The organism is Kribbella pratensis (assembly GCF_004366075.1).
GTDB classification, from domain to species: Bacteria; Actinomycetota; Actinomycetes; order Propionibacteriales; family Kribbellaceae; genus Kribbella; species Kribbella pratensis.
Genome location: NZ_SODU01000005.1, coordinates 154,936 through 180,430, shown reverse-complemented (window position 1 = coordinate 180,430; position 25,495 = coordinate 154,936). Strand labels below are relative to the sequence as shown.

Annotated in this window: 26 protein-coding genes; 18 read left to right on the top strand and 8 right to left on the bottom strand. The window is 68.5% G+C overall.

All coding sequences use genetic code 11. The features are described 5' to 3' along the window. Positions 1-32: 32 nt before the first annotated feature. A complete protein-coding gene (locus EV137_RS37545; RefSeq protein WP_134011150.1) occupies positions 33-641 on the bottom strand; it encodes a TetR/AcrR family transcriptional regulator in 609 nt (202 codons plus the stop codon). A 108-nt stretch (positions 642-749) separates the two neighbouring features. Here EV137_RS37545 and EV137_RS37540 point away from each other — a divergent pair, with 108 nt between their 5' ends. From EV137_RS37540 to EV137_RS37530, 3 genes are read left to right on the top strand one after another with little or no spacing between them, the layout of a single operon-like run. Beyond that, on the top strand, positions 750-1,967 hold the full coding sequence (locus EV137_RS37540; RefSeq protein WP_134132917.1) for a cytochrome P450: 1,218 nt from the start codon (positions 750-752) through the stop codon (positions 1,965-1,967). A 58-nt stretch (positions 1,968-2,025) separates the two neighbouring features. Further along, positions 2,026-3,156: a D-alanine--D-alanine ligase family protein gene (locus tag EV137_RS37535; RefSeq protein WP_134132916.1), complete on the top strand. Its 1,131-nt coding sequence runs from the start codon at positions 2,026-2,028 to the stop codon at positions 3,154-3,156. 8 nt (positions 3,157-3,164) lie between these two features. Next, a complete protein-coding gene (locus EV137_RS37530; RefSeq protein ID WP_134132914.1) occupies positions 3,165-4,631 on the top strand; it encodes a carboxylesterase/lipase family protein in 1,467 nt (488 codons plus the stop codon). Positions 4,632-4,747: 116 nt separating this feature from the next. Here EV137_RS37530 and EV137_RS37525 read toward each other — a convergent pair whose 3' ends face one another. Then, a complete protein-coding gene (locus EV137_RS37525; protein ID WP_134132912.1) occupies positions 4,748-5,956 on the bottom strand; it encodes an RNA polymerase sigma factor in 1,209 nt (402 codons plus the stop codon). Between the two features lie 6 nt (positions 5,957-5,962). Then, positions 5,963-6,379 carry a YciI family protein gene (locus EV137_RS37520; RefSeq protein WP_134011158.1) on the bottom strand — a complete coding sequence of 139 codons (417 nt, stop codon included), beginning with the start codon at positions 6,377-6,379 and terminating at the stop codon, positions 5,963-5,965. A 515-nt stretch (positions 6,380-6,894) separates the two neighbouring features. On the opposite strand from EV137_RS37520, the gene EV137_RS37515 reads away from it, so the two are divergent. Next, positions 6,895-7,986: an ice-binding family protein gene (locus EV137_RS37515; RefSeq protein WP_134132911.1), complete on the top strand. Its 1,092-nt coding sequence runs from the start codon at positions 6,895-6,897 to the stop codon at positions 7,984-7,986. Further along, positions 7,983-8,738, top strand: a complete 756-nt coding sequence (locus tag EV137_RS41685; RefSeq protein WP_134132909.1) for a class F sortase — start codon at positions 7,983-7,985, stop codon at positions 8,736-8,738. Before EV137_RS37515 ends, EV137_RS41685 begins: the two co-directional genes overlap by 4 nt. Before the next feature lie 73 nt (positions 8,739-8,811). On the opposite strand, the gene EV137_RS37505 is transcribed toward EV137_RS41685, so the two are convergent. After that, a complete protein-coding gene (locus tag EV137_RS37505; protein ID WP_134132907.1) occupies positions 8,812-9,420 on the bottom strand; it encodes a DUF3515 domain-containing protein in 609 nt (202 codons plus the stop codon). Positions 9,421-9,463: 43 nt separating this feature from the next. After that, positions 9,464-9,700, bottom strand: coding sequence for an Lrp/AsnC family transcriptional regulator (locus EV137_RS37500; protein WP_170990044.1), 237 nt, complete (start codon positions 9,698-9,700; stop codon positions 9,464-9,466). Between the two features lie 124 nt (positions 9,701-9,824). On the opposite strand from EV137_RS37500, the gene EV137_RS37495 reads away from it, so the two are divergent. The 3 genes from EV137_RS37495 (at position 9,825) to EV137_RS37485 (ending at position 12,375) form a co-directional block, all read left to right on the top strand. Further along, positions 9,825-10,787, top strand: a complete 963-nt coding sequence (locus tag EV137_RS37495) for a thiamine-phosphate kinase (protein WP_134011167.1) — start codon at positions 9,825-9,827, stop codon at positions 10,785-10,787. A gap of 1 nt (position 10,788) precedes the next feature. Next, the gene (gene thiD, locus EV137_RS37490; protein ID WP_134132906.1) at positions 10,789-11,595 is read left to right on the top strand and encodes a bifunctional hydroxymethylpyrimidine kinase/phosphomethylpyrimidine kinase; all 807 of its coding nucleotides are present in this window, start codon (positions 10,789-10,791) and stop codon (positions 11,593-11,595) included. Between the two features lie 78 nt (positions 11,596-11,673). Further along, on the top strand, positions 11,674-12,375 hold the full coding sequence (locus tag EV137_RS37485) for a DinB family protein (protein ID WP_238175828.1): 702 nt from the start codon (positions 11,674-11,676) through the stop codon (positions 12,373-12,375). Here the strand turns inward: EV137_RS37485 and EV137_RS37480 are convergent. Continuing rightward, positions 12,372-13,529 carry an ROK family transcriptional regulator gene (locus tag EV137_RS37480; RefSeq protein ID WP_134132905.1) on the bottom strand — a complete coding sequence of 386 codons (1,158 nt, stop codon included), beginning with the start codon at positions 13,527-13,529 and terminating at the stop codon, positions 12,372-12,374. The two genes, EV137_RS37485 and EV137_RS37480, sit on opposite strands and share 4 nt — an antisense overlap. Positions 13,530-13,577: 48 nt before the next feature. Here EV137_RS37480 and EV137_RS37475 point away from each other — a divergent pair, with 48 nt between their 5' ends. From EV137_RS37475 to EV137_RS37450, 6 genes are all read left to right on the top strand, one after another. Further along, positions 13,578-14,198, top strand: a complete 621-nt coding sequence (locus tag EV137_RS37475; protein ID WP_134132904.1) for an HAD-IA family hydrolase — start codon at positions 13,578-13,580, stop codon at positions 14,196-14,198. Continuing rightward, entirely contained in the window at positions 14,195-15,400 is a 1,206-nt protein-coding gene (locus EV137_RS37470; RefSeq protein ID WP_134132902.1) for an MFS transporter, read from the top strand. The genes EV137_RS37475 and EV137_RS37470 overlap by 4 nt, the downstream gene beginning before the upstream one ends. A 38-nt stretch (positions 15,401-15,438) precedes the next feature. Further along, entirely contained in the window at positions 15,439-16,272 is an 834-nt protein-coding gene (locus EV137_RS37465) for an SMP-30/gluconolactonase/LRE family protein (RefSeq protein ID WP_134132901.1), read from the top strand. A gap of 133 nt (positions 16,273-16,405) precedes the next feature. Further along, positions 16,406-16,888, top strand: a complete 483-nt coding sequence (locus EV137_RS37460; protein ID WP_134132900.1) for a GNAT family N-acetyltransferase — start codon at positions 16,406-16,408, stop codon at positions 16,886-16,888. Positions 16,889-16,964: 76 nt separating this feature from the next. After that, on the top strand, positions 16,965-17,195 hold the full coding sequence (locus EV137_RS37455) for a hypothetical protein (protein WP_134011181.1): 231 nt from the start codon (positions 16,965-16,967) through the stop codon (positions 17,193-17,195). Next, positions 17,192-17,935, top strand: a complete 744-nt coding sequence (locus EV137_RS37450) for a peptidoglycan-binding protein (RefSeq protein WP_202871325.1) — start codon at positions 17,192-17,194, stop codon at positions 17,933-17,935. The genes EV137_RS37455 and EV137_RS37450 overlap by 4 nt, the downstream gene beginning before the upstream one ends. A gap of 9 nt (positions 17,936-17,944) precedes the next feature. On the opposite strand, the gene EV137_RS37445 is transcribed toward EV137_RS37450, so the two are convergent. Further along, positions 17,945-19,516 carry a GxGYxYP domain-containing protein gene (locus EV137_RS37445; RefSeq protein WP_134132898.1) on the bottom strand — a complete coding sequence of 524 codons (1,572 nt, stop codon included), beginning with the start codon at positions 19,514-19,516 and terminating at the stop codon, positions 17,945-17,947. Positions 19,517-19,594: 78 nt separating this feature from the next. Further along, on the bottom strand, positions 19,595-20,206 hold the full coding sequence (locus EV137_RS37440; RefSeq protein ID WP_134132897.1) for an HAD family hydrolase: 612 nt from the start codon (positions 20,204-20,206) through the stop codon (positions 19,595-19,597). 121 nt (positions 20,207-20,327) lie between these two features. Between EV137_RS37440 and EV137_RS37435 the strand changes: the two genes are divergently transcribed. Genes EV137_RS37435 through EV137_RS37420 form a run of 4 tightly spaced genes read left to right on the top strand, consistent with a single transcriptional unit; the run spans position 20,328 to position 25,485 of the window. Continuing rightward, complete coding sequence (locus EV137_RS37435; RefSeq protein WP_134132895.1) at positions 20,328-21,602, top strand: ABC transporter substrate-binding protein; 1,275 nt, start codon at positions 20,328-20,330, stop codon at positions 21,600-21,602. 28 nt (positions 21,603-21,630) lie between these two features. Next, positions 21,631-22,635 carry a carbohydrate ABC transporter permease gene (locus EV137_RS37430; protein WP_238175827.1) on the top strand — a complete coding sequence of 335 codons (1,005 nt, stop codon included), beginning with the start codon at positions 21,631-21,633 and terminating at the stop codon, positions 22,633-22,635. Continuing rightward, complete coding sequence (locus tag EV137_RS37425; RefSeq protein ID WP_131498669.1) at positions 22,625-23,452, top strand: carbohydrate ABC transporter permease; 828 nt, start codon at positions 22,625-22,627, stop codon at positions 23,450-23,452. Before EV137_RS37430 ends, EV137_RS37425 begins: the two co-directional genes overlap by 11 nt. Positions 23,453-23,496: 44 nt before the next feature. Beyond that, positions 23,497-25,485, top strand: a complete 1,989-nt coding sequence (locus EV137_RS37420) for an aldo/keto reductase (protein ID WP_134132893.1) — start codon at positions 23,497-23,499, stop codon at positions 25,483-25,485. Positions 25,486-25,495: the final 10 nt, after the last annotated feature.

The following is a 25,495-nucleotide window of genomic DNA, read 5'->3' as shown; positions in this document are numbered from 1 at the left end:
TCCCTGCCTACGGACCGTTCGCATCGGGCGGGTCAAGCGTCGGGCGCTCCGGGGAGTGGGACGCCGCCGGTGGACAGCAGTCGCATCGCGCGCCGGGCCAGCGCCTTCGCCTCGACGGTGTCCGGGGTGTCCACCCAGACGCGGACCACGGTCTCGATGATGTTCATCGCGATCCCCGCGGACAGGGCGGCGACGAACTCCGAGCGGCGCGGGTCGTCCGTGGGCAGCCGGCGTACCAGCTCGTCGGCGAGATCGGTGCGGAAGCGCCAGATCAGCTCGTTCAGGTGGGCGCTCACCGAACCGGTCTGCTCGGCCAGGTCGAACACCGCGCGGATCCGTTCCGGGTTCCTCTCGAGCTGTTCGAGGACCCGCTCGATCACCGCGCGCAGACCGTCCGGCAGGTCCATCGCGGGCTGCTGGTGGAACCAGTCGACCGCGTCGGCCAGGCAGTCGTCGACGAACTCGAGGACCAGGCCCTCCTTGGTCGGGAAGTACCGGTACAGCGTGCTCGGCCCGACCTCGGCCGCCGCCGCGATCTGCTCGACCGTCGTCCGGCCGAACCCGTTGTCGCTGAACAGCTCGAACGCCTTGTCCGCGATCAGCCGGCGGGTCCGCTCCCGCTTCACCTCGCGCAGTCCCATCAGCACCTCCGCGGGCAGGGTACCGCCTCCGACGCGCCGCAGCCTGTTCCTGATCGGAAGCGTCAGCCATATGGTAGTCACTACCAAATTCCCAGGAGAGGGCGCGCGATGACCGAGAGCTTCCCCGTCCGCAGGCCGTCCGGTTGCCCCTTCGATCCGGCGCCGGAGTACGCCGCGTTCCGCCGTACCGAGGCGCCCGCGAAGGTGTCGACGCCGGCCGGTGTCGACGCGTACGTGATCAGCCGGTACGACGAGGTCCGCACGCTGCTCCGGGACAGCCGGCTGAGTTCGCGGCTGGCGCCGTCCGATCACGTCGTACCGGATGCGGATCTGGACCGGGAGGTGGAGTCGGGGTCGATCCTGCAGGTGGACGGGGCGGCGCACAAACGCCTTCGCAGGATGCTGGCGACCGAGTTCGCGGCCAAGCGGATGGAGGCGATGCGGCCGCGGATCGCGTCGATGATCGAGGAACGGCTCGACGCGATGCTGGCTGGTGGTGGGCCGGTCGACCTGGTGCAGGAGTTCGCGTTGCCGATTCCGTCGCTGGTGATCTGCGAGCTGCTGGGCGTTCCGTACTCGGACCGCGACGAGTTCCAGGAGCGGAGCGCCCTGCTCGTCCGGGTCGACGGGTGGACCGAGGAGATCGGGCGGGCCAGCGACGAGCTTAACCAGTACATCGTCGGCCTGGTGCTCGCGAAACAGGCACATCGCGAGGACGACCTGCTGTCCCGGCTGATCACCCGCGGCGAGGAGCTCGGTACGCCGCTGAGCCTGGAGGAGCTGGTGACGGTCGGGGTCACGCTGCTGATCGCCGGCCACGAGACGACCGCGAACATGATCGCGCTCAGCACGCTGGCGCTGCTGGCGAATCCGGCGCAGCTCGATGCACTGCGGGCCGATCCATCGCTCGCACCGGCCGCGGTCGAAGAGCTGCTGCGGTACCTGTCCGTGGTGCACTTCGGACTGTTCCGCTACGTCACCGACGATCTGCCCGTCGGCCCGTTGACGATCGACGCCGGCGGTTACCTGATCGCGGCGCTGTCCTCGGCCAACCGCGACGAGAGCGTGTTCCCGGACCCTGACCGACTGGACCTGGAGCGGAACGCGGCGGCGCACGTGGCCTTCGGGTTCGGGCCGCACCAGTGCATCGGCCAGCAGCTCGCCCGGGTTGAACTGCAGGAGGTGTTCACGCGGCTGTTCGCCCGCATTCCGACGCTGCGACTCGCCGTACCGTTCGAGGAAATCGACTACCGAGACAACACGCTCGTGTACGGAGTGACAGCGTTGCCAGTCACCTGGGACCCGCCGCTACCTACTGCGATCTGAAGGGTTCTTAACCGAACCCCGGTCGGAACCTGATCTCCGGGCCGCTACAGTCGAGCCGGTGAGTGAGTACTCGGAAAGTCAGCGAAAGCCCCGTGTCGCCGTCGTGTTCGGCGGCCGGTCGAGCGAGCACGCCATCTCGTGCGTGACCGCCGCGAACGTCCTGCAGGTCATCGATCGGGACAAGTACGACGTGGTCCCGGTCGGCATCAGCACCAGCGGGCACTGGGTGCTCGAGAGCGGTGACCCCGAGCGGCTGTCGATCACCGACGGCAAGCTCCCGGAGGTCGACGTGACCGCGATGCCGGTGCTGTTCGGCGCCAACCGCGAGCTGGTGGTCAGCGAACCCGACCAGGTGCCGAGCACGCTCGGCGAGGTCGACGTGGTCTTCCCGCTGCTGCACGGTCCGTGGGGCGAGGACGGCACCATCCAGGGCCTGCTCGAGATGTCCGACATCCGGTACGTCGGTTCCGGCGTACTCGCGAGCGCCGTCGGCATGGACAAGCACTACATGAAGGTCGTCTTCCAGGCCGCCGGACTCGAGGTCACGCCGTACGTCGTGATCCGCGACCGCGACTGGACCCGGGACCCGGCCGCCTGCCGGGAGGCCGTGGACGCGCTCGGCTACCCGGTGTTCGTGAAGCCGTGCCGGGGCGGGTCGAGCCTCGGGATCAGCAAGGTGAACAGCCTCGAAGAGCTCGACGAGGCCATCGTGGTGGCGCGGGCGCACGACCCGAAGGTGATCGTCGAGGCGTCGGCGAAGAGCCCGCGCGAGATCGAGGTCGGGGTCCTCGGCGGCCTGAACGGCGGCAACCCGGAGGTCAGCGTCTGCGGCGAGATCGCGATCTCGGGCGGCGGGCACGACTTCTACGACTTCGAGACCAAGTACCTGCCGGAGGGCGAGGAGTACACGGCGCTCTCGGTGCCGGCCGACCTGCCTTCGGAGATCGCCGACGAGGTCCGCGGGAAGGCGCTGATCGCCTTCGACGCGATCGAGGCCGAGGGGTTGGCACGCGTCGACTTCTTCCTGGACGCCGACAACCGCGTGGTTATCAACGAGATCAACACGATGCCCGGGTTCACGCCGACCAGCATGTTCCCGCGGCTGTGGGCCGCCTCCGGCAAGGACTACGCAGGCCTCGTCGAGCATCTCCTGCAACTGGCCATGACCCGCCCCACCGGCCTCCGCTGACCCACCGGATGCCGCTCGTCAGCACGCAGTACGGCCCCGTCCGGGGAACCGACGCCGGCGTGCTGTCCTTCAAGGGCATCCCGTACGCCGCGCCGCCCGTCGGCCCGAACCGCTTCCTGCCGCCGCGACCGCCGGAGCCGTGGACTTCGCCCCGTGACGCGCGTAGTTACGGGGCGACTGCGCCGCAGACCCGCACCGAGGGCATTTTGGGTGAACTCATCCCGCGGACGATCATCCCGGGCGACGACTACCTGAACCTGAACGTCTGGACGCCGGGGTTGAGCGGGCGGGCGCCGGTGATGGTCTTCATCCACGGCGGCTCGTTCACGAGCGGCTCCGGAGCGTTATCCGTGTACGACGGCACGCGGTTCGCCCGCGACGGCGTCGTACTCGTGACGATCAACTACCGGCTCGGCGCCGACGGGTTCCTGTGGTTCGGTGACGGTACGCCGAACCTCGGGCTGCTCGATCAGATCGCGGCCCTGACCTGGGTCCGCGACAACATCGACGGGTTCGGCGGCGACCCGGGAAACGTGACGATCTTCGGCGAGTCGGCCGGTGCGATGAGCGTCTGCACGTTGCTCGCAATGCCCGCTGCCGAAGGCCTGTTCCACCGGGCGATCGCCGAGTCGGGCGCCGCTCACAACACGATCGGGCCGTCGTCCGCGCGCCAAGTCGGCGCTCGTTTGGCCGCGGCCCTCGGTACGGCGCCGACGCGTGCGGCAATCGCTCGGGTGCCTGTCGCGCGGTTGCTTGCCGCGCAGGACAGCCTCAGCCAGCAGGTGGCGGCGAAACCGCGCGCCAAACCGTGGGGTGACGTTGCCCGCACGCTGCTGCCGTTCAGTCCCGTGGTCGACGGCGACCTTCTGCCCGCTGCGCCGCTCGACCGTATCCGGGCCGGGGCCGGCGCTGACGTCGACCTCCTCATCGGCACGAACAGCGAGGAGGCGCGGCTCTTCCTCGTTCCGACCGGCGTCGGCGCCAGGATGAACACACCCTTCCTGTACGCCGCGGCCGCGCTCCGCTTCGGGTTGCCTGTAGGCGGCGTACGTCGTTATCGCGCCGGCCTCCCCGGTGCCACGCCAGGTGATGTGCTGGCGGCGGTCATGACGGACTCGTACTACCGCATCCCCGCGATCCGGCTCGCCGAGGCCCACCAGGGCACGTACGTCTACGAGTTCGGCTGGCGATCGCCCGCCTGCGATGGTGCTCTCGGTGCCTGTCACGGCCTTGAGTTGGCGTTCGTGTTCGACAACCTGGACGACCCGTCGGCGGCACCGATGCTGGGTCCCGCGCCACCGCAGCACCTGGCCGATCTCGTCCACAAGTCCTGGGTGGACTTCGCGGTAACCGGCGACCCCGGCTGGCCGCCGTACACCCCCCAACAACGCATCAGCCGCCACTTCAACACCGCCTCCGGCACCACCACCGACGACCGCCCCACCGAACGCCACACCTGGCAAAACCTCCGCTGACCCGCCGAGCCAGCTTGGCCGACCGCCGCTGCACAGGAACCGGCGCGACCTGCACGCGACGGGATAACCCATGTGGTGCGGGGAGCACGTGTGCGGGGCGGGGTGTGGTGCGGGGGTCAGGTGGTGGGGAGGGCGGCGGCTCGGGCGTGTAGGTAGCGTTGTTGGGGGAGGCTGGTTGTGCGGCTTGCTGCTTCCTCGTATGCCGCTCGCGCGCCCGACATGTCACCCGACATCTCCAGCAGATGTGCCCGCACCGCTGACAGCCGGTGGTCCTTGGCGATCCGGTCGTCGTGCTCGATCGACCGCAGCAACACGAGCCCCTCGTCCGGACCGCGCGCCATCGCGACCGCAACTACGTGGTTGAGGGCAACCATCGGGTTGTCGGTGAGTTGCAGCAGCACCTCGTACAGCGCGACGATCTGCCGCCAGTCCGTCTCCTCGGCCGTCGGCGACTCGTCGTGCACCGCCGCGATCGCCGCCTGCAACTGGTACGGCCCGACCGGCCCACGCGGCAGCGTCTTCGTGATCAGCTCGACGCCCTCCCGGATCAGCTCCGGAATCCACAACGACCGGTCCTGCTCCGCCATCGGCACCAGCTCACCGAGCGGCCCGGTCCGCGCCGGGCGCCGCGCATCCGTCAGCAACAGCAACGCCAGCAAGCCGGCGACCTCGGCATCATCCGGGAGGAGCCGGTGCAGCATCCGCGCCAACCGGATCCCTTCGGCCGCCAACTCGACCCGTTGAAGACTCGGCCCCGTCGTACTCGCGTAACCCTCGTTGAAGATCAGGTACACGACTTTCAGCACCGCGCCCAGCCGCTCCTCGCGATCGGCCGGCATCGTGAACCGCGCGCCGCTGTCCTGCACACTCGTCTTCGCCCGGGTGATCCGCCGCGTCATGGTTGCCTCCGGCACCAGGAACGCCCGCGCGATCTCCACCGTCGTCAGACCTCCGACCGCCCGCAACGTCAACGCGATCTGCGACGCCGGCGACAACGACGGATGGCAACACAGGAACAACAACACCAAGGTGTCGTCGGCGTCCCCGACCGGGTCGCCCTGCAGTGCCCAGGACGCGACCCGGTCCTCCCGCCGCTGACGGGCCTGCTCCCGCCGGAGCAGATCCGTCAGCCGACGAGAAGCGACCGTGATCAACCACGCGCGCGGACTGTCCGGCACACCGTCCACCGGCCACTGCTGCGCCGCCGCGAGCAGCGCCTCCTGCACCGCGTCCTCAGCCGTGTCGAAGTGCCCGTACCGCCGGACCAGCGCCCCGAGAACCTGCGGTGCCAGCTCCCGCATCAGCTCCTCGACAGCACCAGTCATGACACGTCACTCCACCAGGTCGTCGCGATCCTCGACAAGCGGCCGGATGTCCGCGTACGCCGTCGCGCGGACGAACTCCGGCGCCGGCGTGTCGGCGAGCCGCGACGCGATCTCTGTGGCCCGGTCGAACGACTCGCACTCGACGATCCAGTACCCCGCGAGCACCTCCTGTGTCTCGGCGTACGGCCCGTCGGTCACCACCGACTCCCCGTCCTTCGACCCCAGCCGCCGGGTCAGCACCGGCGCCGCCAGCGCGCGCGTCTCGACCAGCTCACCCGACTCGACCAGCTCGTTGTTGAACTTGTCCATGAACTGCGCCATCGCCGCGAAGTCCTCCGGCTTCCAGGCAGGCTTCCCCGTGTCCTTCCCCGCCATCCCGTCGTAGTCCTGCTGCGACGCGTACGTCAGGATCATGTACTTCATCGATCACTCCCGTCCTCCGGGCGCCCACTGCGGGCGCCTCCACCCGAGACGTCGCGCCCGACATCCCCAACCGGACACCACCAGCAGACGAATCCGACCCCATCAGCGAGTATGCCGGTGTCCACCGTGGGACCGCGATCGCAGCAGCGGTGGATCGCGGCACGGTACTAGTTGAATGAAGCAACAACTAGGTTTGATTGCCGAGCGCCCGCATCAAACTGTTGACAGAAAGTCAGCATGGACCTAGCGTCTGCTATCAGTAACGAATTGTGATCGGCGTGAGACGGCCCGTGAGGCCGCCGCTGATCGAACGGGACGCCAGCACGATGGCGGGACAGCGACGGTTCTGCTTCCCGTGGCGATCTCCCGATGTCCTGTTACCGGGCCTGGACCTGTCCCGGATCGCTCGATGTCATTTCTTGCGACCGCGCATCTCCAACGACGAACTGCCCGAACAACAAGTCGTCCTGTCACCGATCAGGCGGCTTATCGACGGACTGAGGGTGAAACCGATCATGAAGTTGCCCACCTATGCGCCCACACTCGGCCGGTTCCGGCTGAGCGTACTGGCGGTCGCCGCGGCGCTCGTCGTATCCGCGGGCGGTCTGCTCGTCACCGGAGGCAATGCGCAGGCCGCAGCCGTGGCGGTGCCACTCGGTACCGCCGAGAGTTTCGTGGTCCTGGCTGGAGCCGGAATCACCAACACCGGACCGACCGTGCTCACGGGGGACATCGGCAGCTTCCCGAACCCGGCGATCACCGGCACCGGAACGATGACGATCACCGGAACGAACCACGCCGGCGACAACGTGACCCAGGAGGCGAAGAAGGATCTGGTCACGGCGTACAACGTCGCCGCCGGGGAGTCGCCGCCGACGCCGGTGACGGACGACCTGGGCGGCAAGACGCTGACCCAGGGCGTCTACAACTCGGCCTCCTCGATGGGGCTGACCGGGGCATTGACTCTGAATGCCGAAGGCGACGCGGGGGCGGTGTTCGTGTTCCAGGCGGGCTCCACGCTCACCACCGCGTCCAGCAGCAGCGTGGTGCTGACCAACGGTGCTCAGGCGTGCAATGTGTTCTGGCAGGTGGGTAGCTCGGCGACGATCGGTACGGCGACCCAGTTCCGCGGGACGATCATGGCGCTGACATCGATCACGATGAACACCGGTGCCACCGCGGTCGGCCGGATGTTGGCTCGTAACGGCTCGGTGACCCTGGACACCAACACCCTCACCAAACCAACCTGCAGCACCACCCCACCGACCACGCCGCCGACCACGCCGCCGACGACACCGCCGACCACGCCGCCGACCACGCCGCCGACGACACCGCCGACGACACCGCCGACGACACCGCCGACGACACCGCCGACCACGCCGCCGACGACACCGCCGACCACGCCGCCGACCACGCCGCCGACCACGCCGCCGACCACGCCGCCGACGACACCGCCGACGACACCGCCGACCACGCCCAGGCCGCCGCAGGTCACCAGGACGCCGGGAGGTTCTGTCGGAACGGGTGACGCGTCCGGCCCGTCGATACTCCTCGTGGAGCCGCCGACCTTCCCCTGGTTCTGGTGGACACTGGCCGGCACCCCATGAGGACCGGCGCGGCGGTTCTGTTCCTCGCGACCACCCTCACTGTGGCCGGATGCACCACTGAGTCAGGCACGGGGCAGACTCAAGGCGCACCCACGGCCGAGGTCCCGAGCGGAGCCGCCGCGCCAACCACCACCGTCATCACACCCACGCCCAGCATCCCCACCCCGAGCACACGGAACACGGGCGCACCGACCGGAAGACGCACCCTTGCGGTAGGCAAGAACACCCCAGCACCCCGCACGGAGCCATCCGCCGAACCGTCCCGACGACCACCCCACGGTCACGGGCGCGGAAAGCCGGCCTCGCTGCGGACGTCCACCCCGATCCGGGTGCGGATCCCCGCGATCGGGGTGGATTCACGTCTGATGCGTCTCGGCCTGACCAGCAGCGGCAGTTTGCAGGTGCCGCCGAACGGCTTCCCGGCCGGCTGGTTCACCGGTGCCCCCACACCCGGCGAGACAGGCCCAGCCGTTATCGCCGGCCACGTCCGCTGGTCCGGCCGGCCCGGTGTCTTCGCCAGGCTCGCCTCGCTGAAGCCCGGCGACAAGATCATGGTGGCCCGGCAGGACCGCTCAACCGCGACGTTCCGGGTGAGCCGGGTCCAGGAGTACCCGAAGGCCACCTTCCCGAGCGCCGCGGTCTACGGCGATATCGACCACGCCGGACTGCGACTGATCACGTGCGGTGGGCTCGATGCCGTGAAGAAGAAGTACGAGGCCAATCTGGTGGTCTTCGCCGATCTGATCGGCTGAAGGGCAGCTCTGCACGGCCGCGCCCAGTACGCCGACGCGAGACGTCTCGAGCTCGTCATCGACTATGCAGTCGTCAGGTGCAGGGGGTGACGAGCTTGTTGTGCTTCTGGACAGCGTCGGAGACGTCGGTGAGGGCGTTGGCTTCGGGAGTGTACTTGGCGGGGACGGCGACCTCGAAGTAGAGGCTGCGGCCGATAGTGGTGAAGATGAAGCCGTTCTCGACCTGTTTGGCGAACCAGCCGACGCCGTTCACCTCGAAGCACTGGGACTGGGCCTCGGCCATGCCGGCCGGGGGCGTGACGCCGCAGGTCATCTCGATCGGCGGGTCGCCGTACGCCGCGGTCAGCGGGCTCTTCGGGGAGGTCTCGCGGCGTTCGGCGTCAAGGACCTTGGCGGGGAGCGCCTTGACGAGCTCGGCGCAGGCGGCCGCGACCTCAGGCGCGGGGGAGGGCACAGGCACCGGCGTCGGCCCGGGGCTGCACCCGGCAATCAGCAACAGCCCAATCAGACCGACCAAGCTGCGCAGACCGAGCCGGCTGCGCAGAGCAAACCGGCCGCGCAGACCAACCAGGCTGCGCAGGCCGAGCCGGCCGCGCGGAGCGAGCTGGCCGCGGTGGGTCGGGGGCCGGTGCGTGGTCCGGGGGCGGGACCAGGGCGGTGCTGCGAGCAGGAGCTTGGGCATACCGATGAAGTGGCGGGTCCCCGTGTCGACGATCAGGTCTGGTTCAGATGTGGACGACGGGGCAGGTCAGGGTGCGGGTGATGCCGGGAACGTTCTGGACCCGGGCAACCACCAGTTTGCCCAGCTCGTCGACGTTGCGAGCTTCCGCGCGGACGATCACGTCGTACGGACCGGTGACGTCCTCGGCCAGGGTGACGCCCTGGACCTCGGCGATCTGCGCCGCGACGTCGGCAGCACGGCCGACCTCGGTCTGGATCAGGATGTAGGCCTGGACCACCACGTCGTTCTCCACTCAGTCGTCCTCAGCTGGCTCCAGCCACAGTACTGCCAGGTGGCCGGGCGTACTCGTTGCCCGGTCACGGTACCGCCTAGACTCCGGTCAGCGATATGGGAGGTCTGCTGACGTGACAGAGACGTTGGGGAGCACGGGTGAGTTCGGCCTGATCGCGGCCGTCACCAAGGGGCTGTCCACAGGTGAGGACGTCCTGGTCGGTCCCGGTGACGACGCGGCGGTGATGGCGGTGCCGGACGGCCGCATGGTGATCACGACGGACCTGCTGGTCGAGGGTCGGCACTTCCGCCAGGACTGGTCGTCGGCGTACGACGTGGGCCGCAAGGCCGCCGCACAGAATCTGGCCGACGTAGTGGCGATGGGTGCCCGCCCGACCGCGCTCGTGGTCGGTTTCGGCGGGCCTGCCGACCTGCCGACCGCGTGGGCGCTGGAGCTGAACCAAGGCCTCGTCGACGAATGCGAGCTGGTCGAGGCGAGCATCATCGGCGGCGACACGGTCCAGTCCGACAAGATCGTCGTCTCGGTGACCGCCTTCGGTTCGCTCGACGGCCGTCCACCGGTGCTGCGCTCGGGCGCTCGCCCGGGGGACGAGGTCGCGTACATCGGCCGGCTCGGCTGGGCCGAGGCGGGCTGGGCGGTGCTCGCTCGCGGGTTCCGCTCGCCACGGGCCGTCGTCGAGGCGCACCGTCGCCCGCAACCGCCGTACGCCGAAGGTCCGCGGGCCGCGCTCGCCGGCGCCTCCTCGTTGTGTGACGTGAGCGACGGCCTGCTGTCCGATCTCGGCCACATCGCGGCGGCGAGCCAGGTGATCATCGATGTGCACACGAAGGCCCTGACCGTGCCCGAGCCGCTGCAGGCGGTGGCTGCGGCGACCGGTGTGGACGCGCTGAAGTTCGTGCTGACCGGCGGCGAGGACCACGCGCTGGTCGGCACCTTCGAGCCGGCCGACGTCCCCGAGGGCTGGACAGTGATCGGCTCAGTTGCTGAGGGCAACGAGGAACGACCGGCCGGGACGGTGACCGTCGACGGCGCGCCGTATGCTGCGGACACCGGACACGCCCATTTCAGGAGTTGAGATGCCTCTCCCCAGAGTGCTGACGATCGCCGGTTCCGACTCCGGCGGCGGGGCCGGGATCCAGGCGGACCTGAAGGCGATGCTCGCGAACGGCGTGCATGGTATGAGCGTCCTGACCGCGATCACCGCGCAGAACAGCGTCGGCGTCCAGGGCGCCTGGGAGCTGCCGGAGGAGCAGGTCCGCGCCCAGTTCCGCAGCGTGGTGGACGACATCGGGGTCGACGCGGTCAAGACGGGCATGCTGGCGTCCGAGTCGATGGTGCGCGTCGTCGCGTCCCTGCTGCGGACCCTGCCGCCGGACGTGCCGGTCGTGGTCGATCCGGTGTCGGTGTCCAAGCACGGCGACGCACTGCTCGCGGCCGACGCGATGGAGGCCGTGCGCTCGGAGATCGTCCCGCTGGCCACAGTCCTCACTCCGAACCTCACTGAGCTCGGACCGGTCTCCGGCATCGACCTGGAGACGGTGGAGGACCGGGAGCTCGCCGCGAAGGCTCTGCTCGAGGCGGGTGCGTCGTGGGTGCTGGTGAAGGGCGGCCACGACGTCGGTACGGCGTCGGTCGACGTACTGCACGGTCCTGGGGTACGGCGTTCTTACAGCGCGGTCCGGGCCGACAACAGGCACACGCACGGCACAGGATGCACGCTCGCCAGCACCATCGCGTCGTACCTTGCGCGTGGGTACGACGTACCGGGTGCTGTCGGTGCTGCGAAGGAGTATGTGACCGGGGCGATCGCGGCCGGGTTCGCGCTCGGCGACGGCATCGGTCCGGTCGATCATGCGTGGAGATTCAGAGGGAGTAGCAGTTGATAAAGAGGGCATCTGGGACCCCTGCGCCTACTGCGCGGCACTCGGCGGGCACCTCGCCGCGCTGGAGCGAAGGGCACGATGAAACCACATCGAACCCTCCGCTCCAGCACGCCGAGGCACTCCGCCGAGCACCTGCTCGCGACGGCGCAGGGGTCCCAGATGCCCTCTAAGCAGCAGCCCCCGGTCGACGGGTACTGCGAGCAGTGCGGTTTCAACTACGACACCGGGACCTTGCAGGGCACGGTGACGCTGCTCGTCCGGCAGTCGGCGGACTGCAGCATGGCGCTGACGAAGGCCGCGGCCGGTCCGGACCCGAACGTGGTGCGCCTGCGACCGGAGCCGGACGTGTGGTCGGCGATCGAGTACGCGTGCCACGTGCGCGACGTACTGGAGGTGCAGCGGCACCGGATCGCGCAGTGCCTGGCCGAGGACCGGCCGGTGTACGCGCCGATGGACCGGACCGGGCGGGTGAAGCAGGAGAAGTACGAGAACCAGGACCCGATGGAGGTCGCGGCCGCGCTGGTGCGGTTCGCGCGTGAGTTCGGCGCGGCGGCGCGGGTGCTGCAGCCGCAGGAGCTGGGGAAGCTGGGGCTGTACAACTATCCGGTCCGGGCGCCGCGCACGCTGGGCTGGATCATCCGGCACACGGCCCACGAGATCCAGCACCACCGGCACGACATCCTCGAGATCCTGGCCAAGGTGGAACCCCCGATCGTCCCCAAGCCCCGCGTCGAAGAGACTGAGGAAGAGGCTGCAGAAGAAGTAGAGGTGACCGACTAGCGCTGGGCGACCCAGGCTGCGATGGCCTGCTCGCTGGTGAGCTGGTCGAGTGCCAGCGCGGCTGCGCCACGTAGCGGCCCGTCCAGCTGGTGCGTGGCAGGCAGCACCGGCGGGGGAGCACTGCGGTGGGACGTCATTAGTCCGCTCTCGTACGCCTCAGCAAAGTTGTCCTTCGCCGCTGCCCGCAGGGGGATCGCCAAACCACCGATCGTCACCACATCCGGGTCATGCGCGTTCACGAGACCTGCGATGCCGTAGCCCAGGGAAGCAACCACCCTGATCACCGCAGCGCGGGCAGCCCGGTCACTGCGCCGCAGTACCTCTTCTGTGTAGGCAACCGGATCGTCCGGCGTCGGCTGCTTCAGATAACGCGCCAGCGCCCGTCCGTCGATCTCCAGGTCCCAGCAGCCACGTGCACCACACGGACAGGCACGAGACCGGTCGCCAAAGGGCATGTGGCCGTACTCGCCACCTGCTCCCGACGCGCCCTGTACCGGCACCCCGTCGATCAGCAGCGTCCCGCCGATCCCCACCTCGATGATCAGGTGCACCGCCGTACCAGCTCCTGCAGCAGCGCCAGTACGCGCCTCTGCCACCCCACTCAGTGTCGCGTCGTTGCCGGCAAGCAGCGGTACGCCGGTGTCGCCAGTGACCTGTGCAAGATCCAGCTCGACCCACTCCAGCGTCGGTGCCTGCATCAGGTGGTTGTCACGAACAGTGCCCGGTACGGCGAGGCTCACCATCTGGAGCCGAGCGCCGTACCGCTGCTGCGCCTGCTCCACCTCACGCCGCAGGTTGTTCAGCACGACCTGTGCGCGCCGACTGCGGTGCCGCTTGTACTGCGGCTCCTGCAGCGCCCCGTCGAGCGCTACAACCGCACTCCGCCAACTGCTCTGCCTCAGGTCGAGTACGAGCACCACAGGTCCCAGCGGATGCGGCTGCAGCACCGTGGTCGGCCGACCGCGGCCCTGACTGGGAGCAGGTACCTCGGTCAGCAGGTGTACGTCGCGTAGCCGAGCGGTCACCTCTGTCGCCGAACTCGTGCTCAATCGCAGCGCCCGTGCGACCGCCGCCCGCGTGATCCCGGGCTGCCGGGTGAGCTGGGTCAGTACGTCGGCAGCCGTCTGCCACTGTCCACGGCGTACTGGAGTCATCGCTGTCCTTCCCGTTATGCTCGGAGGACGAGTTTAATAGGAGGGCTCATGGAGATCCGGGACATCCGCGCGGTCCTGTTCGACATGGACGGCACTCTGGTCGATTCCGACGCGATCGTCGACCGGAGCTGGAGCCGCTGGGCGACGGAGTACGGCATCTCGCCGGCGGAGGTGCTCGCCGTCGCGCACGGGAACCCCGCGGTCGCGACTGTTGCGCAGATGCTGCCCGACGCGACGCCGGACGAGCGTGCCGCGGCGGGGGCGCGGGTGCTCGATCTCGAGGTCAACGACGTCGACGGCGTGGTGGCGAAGCCGGGTGCGCTGGATCTGCTCGCCACGCTCGACCGGATCGGTGTGCCGTGGGCGGTCTACACCAGTGCGCCGGCCCAGCTCGCGAAGGTGCGACTCACCGCGGCCGGGATCGCGCCGTCGGTCCTCGTCACGGTCGACGACGTCAGCCGTGGCAAGCCGGACCCGGAGGGGTACCTCAGGGCGGCGGAGCTTCTCGGCGTACCCGCGACGCAGTGCCTGGTGGTCGAGGACACCGTGGTCGGATTGTCGGCCGGTCAGGCGTCTGGTGCGCTCACGGCCGGCCTGAAGGGCATTTCGGCGGACATCGAGCTGGCTGATCTGCAGCGGCTCGACGCGCTGTTCAAAGGTCTGGAATGACCGCGGGCGCGCAGGCCCCGCCGCGGAGCGGTGCTCGCGGCGACGAGATACGCATCGGCATCGCGCTGTCCGCGATGGGGTTCGTGCTGGCCGGGCTCGGCGCGTGTGTGGCGATCCTCGCTCGGGACCTCGACGAGCCGATCGGCCGGCTGGCGCTGATGTCCTCGGGGTTCGCGGTCGGCTTGTTGCTGGTCGCGGTGATCGGTCCGCGGATGCTCAAGATCTGGCCGATGCCGACGGTGCTTGGACTCGGTTCAGTCGTCTGCGCGGTTGGCGCAGTGCTCATCGCGGTTGCCCCGGCGTACTCGGTGGCTATCGCCGGTGGGCTGCTGGTCGGCCTCGGCGGCGCGCTCCTTGTCCTGGTCGCCCCGCTGATGCTCAACGGTCCGACAGCCGCCGCCCGGCTGAGCCGGGTCAACGCGGTCGCCAGCGGAACCGGAATCCTGGCGCCGCTGGCAATCGGCACCCTGGACGGTCTGGGCCCCAGCGGCCGCTACGCCATGCTCGCCGCCGCGCCACCACTCCTCCTCCTAGCGGTGCTGACTCGGCGCACTCGACCACCCCAGACAACGGCGGCGCGCGGCGCGGGGGATGTGCCGGTGCTGATTGATTCGGCGCCGGCTGTCGGGCTCGGGGGGAAGTGGCGGCGAGTGGGGCGGCGGGTTGTCATGGACGTCGGCGCGGGTTGGCTCCGGGTCGTGCTCGCCGTGTCGGTCGAGTTCTGTTTCGTGGTGTGGGCCGTGGCGCGGTTGGTGGCCAGCGGGTTGCCCACGGCAGCAGCCGCGCTGCTCGGCAGCGCGTTCCCGATCGGTATGGCGGTCGGCCGCGCGATCGGACCGATCCGGTACCGAGGCTGGTCGCCGGTCTTTCCGTCCGGCGCACTCGCCGCCTGCGGCACGATGCTGGTGAGCCTGTTCGACGCGCCGGCCGTGGTCGCGCTCGGCCTGGTCGTGGCCGGTCTCGGAGTCGCCCCGCTGTATCCGGTGACGCTCGCAGCCCTCGTCGCGACCCCCGGCCTCAGCTCGGCCCGCCTCGCCGCGGTTGGTGCGATGGCCTCGGGTACGGCGATCCTCGTCGCGCCGGCGCTCCTCGCCGTACTCGCACGGCTCGTCGATCTGCGGACGGCGTACCTCGTGACCTTGCCGCTGATCGCCGTACTTCTTCTGCTGAGCCGTCGATCTGACCGGGCCGCGTTCGTGTAGAAGGTGAACGAGCCCGAAACGACGAACGAGGTGACGTGATGAAGCTTCTGCTGGATGGCCTGGCCTTTCCCGAAGGTGCGCGCCGGCACGACGGCCGGTTGTGGTTCTGCCACTGGATCGCGCAGCAGATCGTCGCTGTCGACGCCGACGGTACGACGGAGACCTTCGAGGCACCGGTCGAACGCCTGATGGGCTGGTCCGTCGACTGGTTGCCGGACGGCCGGATGCTGACCACCGGTGACAAGCTGCGCCGGTACGAGCCCGACGGCTCGATCACCGTGCTCGCCGAGCAGGCCGCGAACGAGATCGTGGTGGATGCCCAGGGCAACATCTATCTGGACGGCGCGGACTTCGACTTCTCCGGTGGCGAGGAGCCGGTACCCGGCTGGATCAAGCTCGTCACCCCCGACGGCCGGGTGCGGCAGGTCGCCGACGACATCCAGTTCCCGAACGGGATGGTGCTGACGCCGGACGGCCGGACGCTGGTGATCGCGGAGTCGTTCGCCGGGCGGCTGAGCGCGTTCGACGTCGAGCCGGACGGCGGGTTGTCGAACCGTCGCGTGTACGCCGAGAACCTCGGCCCGGACGGTATCTGCCTCGACGCCGAGGGCGCGATCTGGTCCCAGACCTGGGGAGAAGGCGTGGTCCGCGTCGCGGCGGGCGGCGAGATCTTCGAGCGGATCGACGTACCCGAGAACCGGGCGCCGTTCGCACTCGGCCTGGTCGACTTCGACGGCCCGACGCTGTGCATCCTGACCGCGGAATGGCGGATGGCCGACAGCATCGCCGACAACCTCGGCCGCCTCACCAACGGCCCCCGAACCGGCCAGATCCACACCGTCCCGGTCGCCGTACCGCCGCCGGCTCGCTAGCATCGCGGACATGGAGTGCTTCGCCGCCGGGCGTACCCGGCGCTGATCCCGGCCCACCGCCGCCGCCTGCGCGCGTGCGGTGAGCCGGTCGCGCCTGCCCGGATTTCTCCTTCACTCGCGAGAGGCACGCTCCATGCACATCCGTTCGTACGTCGACGCTGACCTGGCCCGGCTCATCGACCTCACCATCGAGACCTTCGGGCCGTTCTATGAGGAATCGTTCCGGCCGCTGGTCGGCGACCTCATCTTCACCCGCCAGCACGGCGACTGGCGCGGCGACTATCGCCGGCAGATCGCCGGGCTGCACGAGCCGGCCGCACACAAGTACGTCGCCGTTGCCGTCGCTGACGACGTACCTGCCGGGTACGTCGCCTGGCATCTCGACACCGCCCGCCATCAGGCCACTGTCGAGCTCCTGGCGGTCGCGCGCGAGTACCGCCGCTCCAACATCGCCACCGCGCTCTGCGAGCACGCGTTCGCCGCGATGCGAGCCGAGGGCGCGGAGTACGTCGAGATCGGCACCGGAGGCGACGACTTCCATGCGCCGGCGCGCGCGTTCTACGAGTCGCTCGGATGTGTGCAGCTGCCGGTGGCCGTGTACTTCCGTGAGCTCTAGTCGAACCTCACGGGCCGGAGCATGATGATGGGATCAGGGCTGGGGGCATTCATCGTGGTGAGGGGGAGGCATTGTCATGACCGACAACGCGCGGCCGTCGCTGGACGAGTTGGACCAGATGCCGGACGACATGTCGCAGGAAGAGCAGGCCGAGTTGCTCGTCGAACCGAGCTTCGACCATGACATCGAGAACGAGGCGGAGGAACTGGAGGCCGAGTTCGGGCCCGCCGAGGACGGTGAGTTCGGCCGCAAGCCGCCGGCTGATGACCAGGAACCGTCGTTGACCGGTGGCGGTGGTGAATCATGAGCGGCGTCGAGGACATGATCAGCATCGCCGAGGAGGACATCGGCCTCGGCGAGCCGAACCACATCCAGAAGTGGTACCGCGAGCGCAACGGCTCGGCGTTCAACGGCAACTTCGCCTGGTGCGACGCGTCCATCACCTTCTGGGCGTTCCACTCGGGCAACGAGAACGCGGTCACGTTCGGGAAGGACTTCGCGCTGACGACCGCGCACGCCCACGCGTTCAAGACGCACAACCAGTGGCACGTGGACGTCGCGGGGATCCAGCGTGGCGACATCGTCTTCTTCGACTGGGACGGCACCGATCTCAAGTCGAGGATCGATCACGTGGGCCTCGTCACCGGGGTCAGCGGCTCGAAGGTCTACACGATCGAGGGCAACTACAGCGACAAGTGCGGCCGGCACACGCGGATGTCCAGCACGATCGCCGGCTACGGGCGGCCGAAGTACGTGCACTCGGCCGGGGCGCGCACCGGGTTCGTCACGTTCCCGGGCAAGTCGTTCTTCGTGATGGGTCGCAAGAGCCCGATCGTCGCGGCGATGCACGCGCGGCTCGTGGCCGTCGGGTGCGACAGGTACGAGACCCAGACCAACAAGGACACCTGGGGCACCGGCGACCTCAAATCCTACTCGGCCTGGCAGCAGAAGCTCGGCTTCCACGGCTCGGTCGCCCAGCCCGGCTCCGATGCCGACGGCATCCCCGGCAAGGAAACCTGGGACAAACTCAAGGTCCCCCGCACCTGACCCTGGGAACTACGGTTTGGCGTGCTTTGCGAGCATCCGGACCAGCGTGTCGGGTGGGATGACCTTGACGTGCGGGGCGAGGCCGTCGACGACCGTGAGGACGTCGTCGACGGACTTGCTCCACGCGTGCCAGACGACGATCGAGTAGCCGGCCGTGGAGAAGGGGTTGCGGGTCGCGGCGTTCAGTTCCGCGGTGACGGAGGCCTCGTCGGCGCCGTCGAGGCCCTCCCAGAGCATCGTCCGGGCCGAGATCACCGGCTTCCCCTCGGACCAGACCACCTTGCCCTTGAGACCGTCGTACCTGGAGTACTCGAGGTAGATGAGGCCGTCGATCTCGGGGCGTTTGAGGTACGACGACCACAGCCGGGTGTTCTCGAACGCGTCGAAGTCGATGATCTGCGCGACCGAGAGATCGGCCCGCCCCATGGCCCGGGCGAGGGACGCGGTGTGCTTGTCCAGCGCAGCAGCGGGGTAGCGGCTCGGGTACATGTACCCGCCGCCCGACGGGCCGACGACCCAGCGATCCTTCCGCGACTGGTCGTAGAACCAGCGCATCACCGACGGCGCGAGATCGATCAGCGACGGGGAGATGCCCCACCCGAGGTCGACCTCACCGCGGCGCGGACTCCCGAACCACCGCGGATCGGTGGGAAAGTCGCCCAGAGCCCACTGAATGTTGTCGCCATCGGTGATCAGGAAGGTGACGTAATGCGCGCCGGGGTCCGGAGTCGGAGGTTGCGCCGGGACGTGCTGCGTCAGGCGGTCTTCGGAGATGCCTGACAGCACCGACAGGTTGCGGGCGTGGTCGGCGGGCAGTGCTTTGACACCGGTGGCCGAGTTCACGCCGATGAAGGCGTCCTCGCCAGCCGAGGCGTCACCCCAGCCGATCACCGTGCCGTCGTCGTCGAGCGCGTCGACGACGTCGGCGCGGAACTCCGAGTTCCCGTCGAAGAAGGCGAACGTCCCCGCCATCGTGACGTAGTCCCGGAGCCGCTCCGGGATGTCGGCGCGCTGCTCGACCACGACGTCGTGCCGCAGCCGGGGCCAGTACGTCTCGAACACCCAGCGGTCGTCCTTGTCCCGCACGTCCAGGACCTTGCGCAATCCGTTCCGGATCGCGAGTGCCTCCAAGCTCTCCTCAATTGCCACGGCACCCGTCACGCCGGCGAGCGTGGTCGCGACGTTGACCGACGGGGTGCCCGTACGAAAGAGAACGTATCCGCGGACGCCGGATCGCTTGACGGTTTTCCACAGGTCTCCGGGACGCGCCTGGACGCCGTACCGCGAAACCAGGTCGTCGAGCCAGTGCTGGTAGCCGAGCGTCGGCAGGTTCAGGTACAGCGACTCACCGCTGCGTCGGGCCATCAGGCCTTGCAGCGTGGTCGCCAGTGTCCGCTCGGGCAGGCTCAGCGCGTTCTCGTCGAATACGTTCAGCAGCCTCGGCCGCTGCCCTTTCGGGTACGCCGACGGAGCAGACGCAGCTGCCGAAGGCGACTGACGCGAGACGGTAGCGGCGAGGCCCAGGCCCGCGGTGAGACCCAGTGCACTGCGGCGGGAGAGCGTGCGGCGGCGATCGGACATGTGATGCCTCCAGGGAGCGGCTGGTCGACTGTCCTACGTTGTCATCTGCCCGGCGACGATGTCACAGCCCTCACGCCATCACAAGACCTCAGGCAGATTATGACGCCGAAGCAGCTCCACCAGGGCCGGTACGCCGGACGACAGGTCGTACACCTCCGCCCGCAGCCCGACGCTCGCAGCACCCGCCACGTTGTCCACGTTGTCGTCGATGAACAGCACCGACGAGGCGGGCAATCCGAGCGAGCCGAGGATCGCTCGGAAGTACGCCGGGTCCGGCTTGGCCAGCCCGACGTCGCACGAGTAGAACGTCTGGTCGAACCATTCGCCGTACCCGCGCTCGTCCTGCATGATCGCCCGCCGGTACGCGTGCTGGTTGGTCGCGAGATGGCACCCGATGCCGGCCGATCGCAGCGACTGGATGAGCGCGATCACCTCGGGCTCCGCGACGAACCAGCTCCACGGCTCGAGCGCCTCGTCGACGGACGCCGGCGAGTTCCAGCGCCGCAGCACGTCGGCCAGCGCGTCCCGGAAATCGACTTTCCCGATCAGCGCCGGCTTCTCGGCCACCATCAGGTCCGCGACGAACGCCTCGCCGTCCGAGCCGACGAATGAGGTCAGCTGCGACCACCAGTCGCGGTCAGGACGCTGCACAACGCCATCGGCATCGAAGAGGACTGCGCTGGGACTCATGGAACCCAATCTTGTCATCCGAGGCTTGACCGGTTCAGTCGGTATGCGCTTACCTTGATGGCTACGTAAACATATGTGGACACCTTCCGGCGAAATCCAACAGAAAGCGCCAGGTGAGGCTATGACCCTGAGCAGAAGGCACTTCCTCGCGGCCGGCTCCGCCATAGCCGCCGCGGGGCTCACCGGCTGCGGTTCGCGCAGCTCGCTGGGCGGCTCGCACGAGCTCAGCATGTGGACCTGGGTCGGGTCCGTCAACGACGACCTGATCGGCCAGGCGGAGAAGGCGATTCCGGGATACGACGGCATGAAGCTGGCGATGACCCGGATCGGCTCCAACTACAAGACCAAGGTGCTGACCGCCCTGGCCGGCAAGTCGCTCGTCCCGGACATCGTCGCGATCAACGACGACGTCGCGACGTACTTCCCGAACGCCGACCAGTTCTACGACCTGAACGAGCTCGGCGCGAAGGACCTGGAGAAGGACTTCCTGCCCTGGAAGTGGAAGTGGGGCGTCACGCCGGAAGGCAAGATGATGGCCTACCCGATGGACACCGGGCCGACGGCGCTGTTCTACCGGACCGACATCTTCCAGAAGGCCGGCGTCGACATAGATCCGGCGGCGGTCGCGGGGGTGGCGCCGGACTGGGACGCCTACATCGCGCTCGGCAAGAAGCTCAAGCAGGCCGTGCCCGGCTCCGCGATCACCGACAACATCACCAGCATCTACGGGTACCGGATGGCGCAGCAGTCCAAGCGCTACATGACGCCCGACGGGCAGTACCTCGGCGATCAGGACCACGTCCGGCAGGCCTTCGACCTGGCTGTCCGCGTGGTGAAGGAGGGCCTGTCGGCCAACGCCCAGAACTCCAGCGACAAGAACGCGGTCGTGACCAACGGCAAGCTCGTCGCGTTCATGGGTGCCGTCTGGTGGGCGCAGCTCGGGCCGAAGAACGCGGCGCCGAAGACGAAGGGGCTCTGGCGGGTGACGGCGGCTCCTGGTGGCGCGGGCAACAAGGGTGGGTCCTTCCTGGCGATCACGAAGTACTGCAAGAACCCCAAGGCGGCGTTCGCGTTCATCAGCTGGCTGGAGTCGGCGAAGAACCAGGCGCAGGCGTTCCTCGACCCGGTGCTGTTCCCGTCGACGCCGGCCAGCTACACCGATCCGAAGCTGTCGGCGCCGGACCCGTTCTTCGGCGGCCAGAAGATCGTCGACGTGTTCGCGGAGTCCGCGAAGAAGTACCCGGGCGCCTACTTCTCGCCGTACGACACCATCATCGACACGCCGATCAGCGCCGAACTCGTGAACATCGAGGCGTCCGGCAAGGACCCGGATCAGGCTTGGGCCGACGCCCAGCGCCAGGTCGAGCGCGAACTCACCCGAGCGGGGGCGATCTGACATGGCTGTCACCAGCAAGACTGCCCCGGTGGTAACGACCACGACCGCGAGCACCGCGGAGAAGCCGCCGAACAAGTACAAGCAGGCGTTCCCGCAGTACGCCGCTGTCTCGCCCTTCTTCATCCTGTTCGCGATCTTCGGCGCGTTCCCGGTGCTGTTCTCGATCTGGATCTCGTTCCACTCCTGGGACGGCATCGGGCAGATGAAGTGGGTCGGCCTGGAGCAGTACAACTATCTGCTCAGCGACGTCACGTTCTGGAAGACCATCGGCAACACGATGATCATCTGGGTGCTCTCGACGGTCCCGATGCTGCTGCTGGCGCTGGTGATCGCCAACGCCCTGCACAACGCGACCCGGCTGCGCACCTTCTACCGGATCGCGTACTTCATCCCGAACGTCACCTCGGTGGTCGCGATCACCCTGGTGTTCGGCTCGATCTTCAGCAACAACTTCGGCCTGCTGAACGCGTTCCTGCGCTCGATCGGCGTCGGCGAGGTCCAATGGCTGACCTCCCCGTGGGGCATCAAGATCGCGATCGCCACCATCGTCACCTGGCGCTGGGTCGGCTACAACGCGATCATCTACCTGGCCGGCCTGCAGGCGATCTCGGCCGACGTGTACGAGGCCGCCAAGGTCGACGGCGCGAGCCCGCGACAGACGTTCTGGCGGATCACCGTCCCGATGATGCGGCCGGTCATCCTGTTCACCGCGGTCACCTCGACGATCGGCGGACTGCAGATCTTCACCGAGTCCCGGGTGCTGTTCGGCGACACGAACAACATCGGCGGCCCCGGCGACGCCGGCCTGACCATCGTCTCGTACCTGTACCAGAGCGCGTTCATCAAGAACCAGTTCGGGTACGGCGCCGCGATCGGCTGGGCGCTGTTCATCCTGATCGTGCTGTTCAGCATCATCAACTGGCGGCTGATCGGCGGAAACGACGACGAACGGCTGACCCGACGCGCCGCACGACGGGTGGAACGCAGGATCGCAGCCCAGAATGCCAAGAGGGAGGCCGCAGATGTCCGTTGAGCGCATTCGCACCGCCGTCGGTCACATCGTGCTGATGTTCGGCGTGCTGGTCTCGCTGTTCCCGTTCTACTGGATGGTGGTGATGGCCTCCAACACCACCCCGGACATCTTCAGCTACCCGCCGAAGCTGCTGATCGGCTCGCACCTGTTCGAGAACATGGGCAAGGTGCTCGACAACATCGACTTCTTCGGCTCGATGCTGCTCACGCTGATCGCGTCCCTCGGCGTCACGGTCCTGGTGCTGTTCTTCGACTCGCTCGCCGCGTTCGCGTTCGCGAAGTACGAGTTCCCGGGCCGGAACCTGCTGTTCGGCCTGCTGCTGGCGACCTTCATGATCCCGGCCCAGCTGTCGCTGGTGCCGCAGTTCGTGACGCTGGCCGAGTTCGGCTGGATCGGGTCGCTGAAGGCCCTCATCATCCCGGGCGCGGCGAACGCGTTCGGGATCTTCTGGATGCGCCAGTACGCCAAGGGCGCCATCCCCGACGAACTCATCTCGGCCGCCAAGGTCGACGGCGCCGGATTCTTCCGGCAGTACCTCACCGTCGGCCTGCCGGTGCTCCGGCCCGGTCTGGCCTTCCTCGGCATCTTCACCTTCATCAACGTCTGGAACGACTACCTCTGGCCGTTGATCGTGATGACCGACCCGAACCGCCTCACCCTCCAGGTCGCTCTCGACCAGCTGAACGGCATCTACGGCACCGACTACTCGATGGTGATGGCCGGTGCGCTGATGAGCGTCATCCCGCTGATCGGCGTCTTCCTGATCGGCGCCCGCTCCTTCATCGCCGACCTGGCCGCGGGGGCGATGAAATTCTGACCCTGGAATTCTGACCTGCAACCACAATCACAACGGGATTTCTTTTGACTGACCACACGCTCCGCTGGGGCATCATCGGCACCGGCAACATCGCTTCCCGGTTCGCCAGTCAGGTGCCGACCTCGAAGACCAACGAGGTCGTCGCCGTCGGCAGCCGGTCCCTCGAGTCGGCGAACACCTTCGCCGACAAGTGGGACATCGCCAACCGGCACGGTTCGTACGACGACCTGCTCGCCGACGCAACCGTCGACGCCGTCTACATCGCCACGCCGCACCCGATGCACGTCGAGTGGGCGATCAAGGCGGCCGAGGCCGGCAAGCACGTGCTGTGCGAGAAGCCGCTCGCGATCAACCGCGCGTGGGCCGAGGCGATGATCGAGGCCGCCGTACGCAACGACGTCTTCCTGATGGAGGCGTACATGTACCGGTGCCTGCCGCAGACCAAGCTGATCGCCCAGCTGGTCCGCGACGGCGAGATCGGCACCGTCCACCAGATCCAGGCCACGTTCGCGTTCGCCGCCGGGTACCGGCCGGAGAGCCGGATCTTCGCCGACGACCTGGCCGGCGGCGGCATCCTCGACGTCGGTGGGTACCCGGTGTCGATGGCCCGCCTGATCGCCGGCGCGGCCACCGGGCAGCCGTACGCCGACCCGGCCGCCGTCAGCGCGGTCGGGCACGTCGGTGAGACCGGCGCCGACGAATGGACCGTGGCGACACTGTTCTTCGACGGCGGCGTCACCGCCCAGGTGAGCACCGGCGTACGGCTCGCCGACCAGAACCAGGTCCGGATCTTCGGCAGCGAGGGATACCTCGTCGTCGAGGACCCGTGGTTCGGCGGCGACGGCAAGCCGACCCACGTCACCCTGCACCGGGTGGGGGAGGAGCCGCGGGACATCTCCGCGGAGCCGGCGCTGATCTACACCGCGGAGGCCGAGGCCGTGCAGGCCGCGATCCAGTCCGGGGCCAAGCAGGCGCCGGAGATGACCTGGGCCGACACCCTCGGGAACCTCACGGTCCAGGACCAGTGGCGGGCCGCGATCGGACAGCAGTACGCGAGCGAGCGGGACGACGCGATCATCCCGACCGCGACCGGACGGCCGCTGACCCGGCGCGACGACGCCCCGATGACGTACGGCAAGGTGCCGGGCGTCGACAAGCAGGTCTCCCGGCTCGTCATGGGCGTCGACAACCAGCAGACGCTGCCGCACGCCGCGGTGATCTTCGACGACTTCGTCGAGCGTGGCGGTACGACGTTCGACACGGCGTACATCTACGGCGGCGGCCGCGGCGAGAAGCTGCTCGGGCAGTGGATGAAGTCGCGGGGCAACCGGGACGACCTGGTCGTGATCGGCAAGGGCGCGCACACGCCGTACTGCGACCCCGAGTCGATCACCCGGCAACTGCACGAGAGCCTCGAACGGCTGCAGACCGACCACGTCGACCTGTACTTCATGCACCGCGACAACGAGGACATCCCGGTCTCGGAGTTCGTCGACGTCCTCGACGAGCACTTCAAGGCCGGCCGGATCAAGGCGTTCGGCGGCTCCAACTGGTCGACCGCGCGCTTCGACGAGGCCAACGCGTACGCCGAGGCGAACAGCAAGCAGCCGTTCACGCTGCTGAGCAACCACCTCAGCCTCGCGCGGGCCTACGACGTACCGTGGGCCGGCTGCCGGCACGTGGCCGACGACGAGTCGCAGAAGTGGCTGCGCGAGCGGCAGGTCGCACTGTTCCCGTGGTCGAGCCAGGCGCGCGGGTTCTTCACCGGACGGGCCAAGCCGGAGGACACCTCGGACCAGGAGCTCGTGCGCTGTTTCTACTCCGACGAGAACTTCCGTAGGCTCGACCGGGCACGGGAGCTGGCGGCCGCCAAGGGAGTCGAGCCGACAGCGATCGCGCTGGCCTGGTTGCTGCACCAGCCGTACCCGGTGTTCCCGCTGATCGGGCCGCGGCACGTCAGCGAGACCAGGACCTCAACACCTGGTCTTTCGGTCACGTTGACGGACGACGAAGTGGCCTACCTCACTGCCTGACAGCCGAATT